Source organism: Cellulomonas sp. A375-1 (assembly GCF_001040865.1).
Taxonomy (GTDB): domain Bacteria; phylum Actinomycetota; class Actinomycetes; order Actinomycetales; family Cellulomonadaceae; genus Cellulomonas; species Cellulomonas gelida.
The window spans coordinates 1-5,857 of the sequence record NZ_LFKW01000134.1 but is presented as its reverse complement, the minus strand read 5'-3'; the positions used below and the strand labels follow the sequence as shown (position 1 = coordinate 5,857).

The window sequence follows — 5,857 nt, the reverse complement described above, 5'->3', positions numbered from 1 at the left end:
GTGGGGGTCGGCGTCGGGGTGGGCGTCGGCGTCGGGGTGGGGGTCGGGGTCGGGGTCGGGGTGGGGTTCTGCGTGGGGCCGGTCGTCGGGACCGTCCCCGTGCAGGCGACGCCGTTGACCGTGAAGGACGTCGGCGCCGGGTTGGCGGACGTGAAGGCGCCGATGAAGCCGAACGACGCGCTCGCGCCGGTGCCGAGCGCACCGTTCCACCCGACGCTCGACGCCGAGACCTGCGAGCCGGACGTCTGCACGTCGGCGTTCCACGACTGCGCGACCTTCTGGCCCGAGGCCGGCCAGGTCCAGGCGACCTTCCACGACGAGATGGCCGAGCCGAGGTTGGTGATCTTCACGTCGCCCTGGAAACCACCGGGCCACTGGCTCTGGACGGTGTAGTCGACGCGGCAGCCCTCGGCTGCGGTCGCCGAGCTCGCGGCGACGGTCAGGCCGCCGATCGCGAGCGTGGCGGCGGACAGCAGCGCGGCTGCCCGGGAGGACGTTCTACGGGCGGTCATGGACGCTCCTTGAGCTTGCTGACTCGGACTGTCCGGCTTCGCCGAGCGGTGACGGAGCGCATGCGTTGCCGTCCTCCGCATCGACGTCGACGCGTGAGCCCGCCCGGGACCGGTACCGACGAGAGAACCCGACCTCTCCCTCCGGCGGCCACACCTCGGCGCCGACCACATCGATTAGGGCCTCCGGTCGCCCCTGGTCGGGTGACGCCACCCGGCGCAGCGCGGAGCACGGGCCGCGAGACACGATGACGCGATGACGCGACCGGTCCGCACGACGAGCAGGCGCTCGGCGCGCCCCGGGCGTCAGGCCAGCGGGTCGCGGCTGCGGCGGTCCGCCCGCGCAGCCAGCGCACCGCCGACGAAGCCACCGACGACCGCGCCGGTCACGCCCATCACGACGCGGATCGTGCCCTGCCCGTCGAGGAACGAGATGAAGCCCTGGCCCGAGGGGACGTCCGACGAGAGCCCCCCGCCGTCGCCGCTCACCCACCCGACGACCGCCGTGGCCAGCAGCGCGACGACGACCCCGACGACCGCGCCCGCCACGATGAACGCCCCGAACTTGGGGGCGCGGCGCACGCGCGCGGGCACCGCCACGCGCTCGAGCTCGCGCTCGTCGATCTCGGCCTCGTCGGACGGGGACTCGCCCGCCGCTCGCGTGACGGGGTCGGACGCCGTCCGCCGGGGCTGGCGAGCCTCGGGCTCGGTCGGCTCCTGCGCGTCCTGCTGGGGGGTCTGGGGGTCGTCCGGCACCCCGTGATCCTAGGCCAGGGCCGGGACGTGCCGACCCGGGGGCGGGGTCGGCACGGCCCGGGGCTCAGAGCGCGAAAGCGGCCTCGAAGCCCGCGTTGACGGCCTCGGCGACCTTCGCCGGGTGCACGCAGTCCCCGACGGGGTGGACCTTGACGCGGCTCTCGAGGGAGTCGGCCAGGCCGCGCGCGGCGCGCACCCCGAACGCCGAGACCACGGTGTCCGCCTCGACCTCGACCGTGCCGTCGGGACCTTCGGCGACGAGCCCGGCGTCGGTCACCCGCACCACCGCGTGCCCGGTGAGGAGCCGCACGCCGGCGGCCTCGAGCCGACGCAGCAGCGTGATCTTGTTGATGATGAGCAGGTCAGGGGCGACCGCGTCGGACATCTCCACGACGGTCACCTCGTGCCCGTCCTCCGCGAGCTCGAGCGCCAGGTCCACGCCCGAGAGCCCGCCGCCCGCGACGGCCACACGGTGCCCGACCAGCGCGCGGTCCAGGTGTGCGTCGACCACGTCGACGCTGCGCTCGATGCCCGGGATCGACAGCGGCACGACCGGCGCCGCGCCCGTCGCGACGATCACGTCGTCGACCCCGTCGAGCTCGGGCGACTCCGCGGTGATCGTCGTGCCCAGGTGGACCCGCACCGGCAGGCCGCTGAGCTGCCGCTCCCACCAGGCGATCATCTTGCGCAGCTCGGACTTGAACTCCGGGGTCGCGGCCGGCCACAGCACACCGCCGAGGTGGTGCTCGGACTCGTACAGGTCGACGTCGTGACCACGGATCGCGGCGACGCGCGCCGCCTCGAGGCCCGCCGGCCCGCCTCCGACGACCGCGACACGGCGCGGCGTGTCGACGGGCGTGAGCGCACGCTCGCGCTCGAAGCCGACCTGCGGGTTGACCGCGCAGCCGAGCGGGAGCGCGAAGAACGCGTTGCCGACGCACAGCTGGTTGCACCGGATGCACGGGCGGATGTCGTCACGGCGGCCCGCGGCGATCTTGCCCGCCCACTGCGGGTCGGCGATCAGCCCGCGGCCGATCCCGACGAAGTCGGCGTCGCCGTCCTCGAGCACCGCCACGGCGTTCTCGGGCGTGAGGTTGCCCACCGCCATCACGGGGATCGAGAGGACCTCCTTCATGGCCCGCGCCGCGGGCACCATGCACGCGTCACCCAGGTAGTAGGGCGGGAAGACGTAGTCCATGGCCTCGTAGGAACCCTCGTCGGCCATCATCAGGTCGAGGCCCGCGTCCTGCAGGATCCTCGCGATCTCCTGCGACTCGGCGACGCCGCGTCCGCCCGGGTACCGGTGGTCGACCGAGAGCCGGAAGCTCACCGGCAGGCCGGGCGCCGCGGCCTTGACCGCCTGGATGATCTCGACGGCGAACCGGCAGCGGTTCTCGGTCGAGCCGCCGTACTCGTCGGTCCGGCGGTTCCACTGCGGGCTCATGAACTGGTCGATCAGGTAGCCCGTGTGGCCGTGGATGTCGATCGCGTCGATCCCCGCGGTGGCGGCGCGCGCGGCGGCCTCCCCGAACCGCCGCACGAGGACCCGGATCTCGTCGAGCTCGAGCGGGCGGCACAGCACGTCGGGCGTGGCGTAGTGCGGGTTGTCGGAGGCCGAGATGGGCAGGCGGTCGGGGTCGACGACGTTGATGTTGCGGCCGAGGCCCGCCGTGAGCTGCAGCGAGACGAGCCCGCCGACCTCGTGGATCGCCGCAGCGAGCGCGGTCAGGCCAGGGACGCAGTCGTCGGTGTCGACCCGGCACAGCCCGGGGTTGATCTGCTCGTAGTCCTGCGAGACGGCGCTGATCCCGGTGACGACGAGGCCCGTGCCGCCCTTCGCACGCTCGGTGTAGTAGGCGATCTCCCGCTCGGTGAACAGGCCCTCGTGCGTGCCCATCTCTGTCCCCATCGGGGCCATGATCACGCGGTTGGGGAGCGTCAGGGATCCGATGCGTCCGGGCTGCAGGAGGGGCGAGAAGTCGGTCACGGTCACGGCCTTTCCGGGCTGGCGAGCAGCGCCGGTGAGGCGCCGGCGCCTCCGCCAAGTTTCTTACCACTCGGTCAGCATTTGCCGGGACAAGAGTCCCGCCCACCCACTCCCCGCCCCCCACCCACGTCGATGCAGCCATGAATGCAGGTGGCGTGCACGGTCTGGCCACCCCACCTGCATTCATCGCTGCACCGACGGGGCACCGGGGTCAGCGCGGGCGTGCGCGCAGCGGGCGGGGCGGGGCGCTGCGGTGGTCAGCGGGGGCGGGTGGCTTGGAGGGGGAGCCAGTCGGCGAGGTCTGCGCGCTCGCCCGAGGCGTGCACGCGGCCCGACGCGAGCGCGTCCGGCCACGTGAGTGCGCCGGTGGCGAGCTCGAGCCAGGTCTGCGGGTCGGTCTCGACGACGTTGGGCGGCGTGCCGCGCGTGTGGCGCGGCCCGGCGACGGCCTGCACGGCACCGTCCGGCGGGACCCGCACCTCGACCGAGTTCCCGGGCGCGACGTCCGCGAGCTCCTCGAGCGTGAACCGCACGGCGGTCCGGCGGTCGACGACGGACGACGGGTCCGCACGCCATGCCGCGAGCGCCGCGCGGCCCGCGGCAGGATCGGTACGACGACGAGGTGGCACGGCTCGATTCTCCCCCGCGCACGGGCGGGGCACCGTCCTGCCGCACCCGCCCCACCACGAGCGGTGCTCCACCCCCGCGAGAGCGGGCGCGGCAGCGCATCGGCACCGGGTCAGGGGCGTGGAGCGCCCGCACCTCGATGGCCGCGGTGGTACTCCTGCGTGATGCGCTTCCAGCGCGCCTTCTCGGCAGCAGCCAGACGCGCGTCGACCCGGCGCTCCTGGTAGGCGGCCTCGCGCTCGAGCTTGCGCCAGCTCGCGAAGCGGCGCTGGTCGAGCTCGCCGCGGTCGAGCGCGGCGAGGACCGCGCAACCCGGCTCGCTCGCGTGCGAGCAGTCGGCGAACTTGCAGCGGGCCGCGAGCTCGGCGACGTCCGCGAAGGTGTGGTCGAGCGCGTCGGCGTCGGCCACGAGGCCCACGGCCCTCAGGCCCGGGGTGTCGATGAGCATCGCACCGCTCGGCAGCGGGACGAGCTCGCGGTGCGTCGTCGTGTGCCGTCCGCGCCCGTCCTGCCTGCGCTCACCGGTGGCCATGATCTCGCGGCCCGCGAGCGCGTTGACGAGCGTCGACTTGCCCGCACCGGAGGGCCCGACGACGACGAGCGTGACCCCGGGACCGAGCAGCGCGCGCACCGGGTCGAGGCCCTCCCCCGTCGCAGCGGAGACGGCGTGCACGTCGACCGCGAGCGCCGCCGCAGCGACGTCCTGAGCCATGCCGTGCGGGTCGGGGACCAGGTCGGCCTTGGTGAGGACGACGACGGGCTGCGCGCCCGAGCGCCACGCGAGGGTCAGGAGCCGCTCGACGCGCCCGAGGTCCGGGTCCGGGTCGAGGTGCTCGACGACGAGCACGACGTCGACGTTCGCGGCGAGCACCTGCACGTGCGACGTGCGGCCCGCGGTGTCGCGCACGAGCGCCGAGCGGCGCGGCAGCACCGTCGCGACGAGCCCGGACTCAGGATCCAGCTCGACGAGGTCACCCACGGCCACGGCCGTCCGGCCCTCGTCGGAGTCCGCGAGCCCGTCCCGGGCAAGGCCGGCGGGCAGTGGCTCGGGCGAGCTCGCGCGGGCGTCACCACCCGCGAGGCCGTCGCCCGCGAGGTGCGCGTGCGCTGCCTCGGTCGCGCCCCCGCGGACGTCACCGGGGTCACCGGACGGACCGGCGGGTACGACGAGCACCGCGGTCCGCTCGGCGCGCACGACGCGCCACTGGCCAGCAGTCACGCCCCGACGCTAGGCCGCCCCGGCCGCCCCCCTCCACCGATTTCTGAGCCCCTCGCCGCCGAGATCGTCAGGTCCACACGATGTCGTCGGTGCCACCTGACGACCCGCCGCAGGGCTGACGACCTCGCCGCGCGCGCCGGGGATGAGGTCAGCCGGTGGTGAGGATCGCCAGGTTCGTCCGGGCCCGCTCGTCGCCCGGGTCGATGCGCAGGACGTGCTCGAAGTCGGCCACCGCGCCGTCGACGTCACCCGACCAGGCCCGCAGCGCGCCGGCCCGCAGCAGGGCCGCCGGGTCGTCGGGGGTGAGCGTCAGGACCCGCTCGACGTCGGCGAGCGCGCCGTCCAGGTCGTCGGCCGCCTGGCGGAGCACGGCGCGAGCACCGAGCGCTCCCCGGTCGTGCGGGTCGGTGGCCAGCGCCCGGTCCGCCATCTCGGTCGCCGCCGCGACGAGGGGCACGTCGGACTCGGCGGCCGGCTCGGCGCCGAGTCGAGCGTCGAGCGCAGCGGCGGCGTCCTGAGCGCAGATCGACGGGACCGCACGGTCCCACGCACGCAGGGTGCGCGCGGAGTCGCAGGCAGTGGAGTAGGCCTCGGCGTCCCCGCGCGCGGCCGCGTCGTGCGCGGCACGCAGCGGCCACTCGGCACGGGCCCCGACGAGCGCGACGAACGCGAGCGCCCCGGCCGCGATCCCCCACGCCCACCGCACGACCCGATCGCCGGCAAGCCGGCCGCCCGGCGACGTGGCAGCGACGTCCCGTC

The 5,857-nt window shown here is 75.0% G+C and carries 6 protein-coding genes; all 6 read right to left on the bottom strand.

Annotation, left to right across the window (positions count from 1 at the left end):
- The coding region (locus CWIS_RS19560; RefSeq protein WP_231583915.1) for a cellulose-binding domain-containing protein at positions 1–512 on the bottom strand (512 nt) is incomplete at its 3' end.
- 303 nt (positions 513–815) lie between these two features.
- Complete coding sequence (locus CWIS_RS14390) at positions 816–1,265, bottom strand: histidine kinase (RefSeq protein ID WP_229747495.1); 450 nt, start codon at positions 1,263–1,265, stop codon at positions 816–818.
- A gap of 64 nt (positions 1,266–1,329) precedes the next feature.
- Entirely contained in the window at positions 1,330–3,258 is a 1,929-nt protein-coding gene (locus CWIS_RS14385; RefSeq protein WP_231583910.1) for an FAD-dependent oxidoreductase, read from the bottom strand.
- A gap of 251 nt (positions 3,259–3,509) precedes the next feature.
- A complete protein-coding gene (locus CWIS_RS14380) occupies positions 3,510–3,881 on the bottom strand; it encodes a sterol carrier family protein (RefSeq protein WP_048344017.1) in 372 nt (123 codons plus the stop codon).
- A 110-nt stretch (positions 3,882–3,991) separates the two neighbouring features.
- Complete coding sequence (gene rsgA / locus CWIS_RS14375) at positions 3,992–5,098, bottom strand: ribosome small subunit-dependent GTPase A (protein ID WP_048344016.1); 1,107 nt, start codon at positions 5,096–5,098, stop codon at positions 3,992–3,994.
- Positions 5,099–5,246: 148 nt separating this feature from the next.
- Positions 5,247–5,857, bottom strand: a 611-nt coding sequence (locus CWIS_RS14370) for a tetratricopeptide repeat protein (RefSeq protein ID WP_048344015.1), incomplete at its 5' end; no start/stop codon positions are given.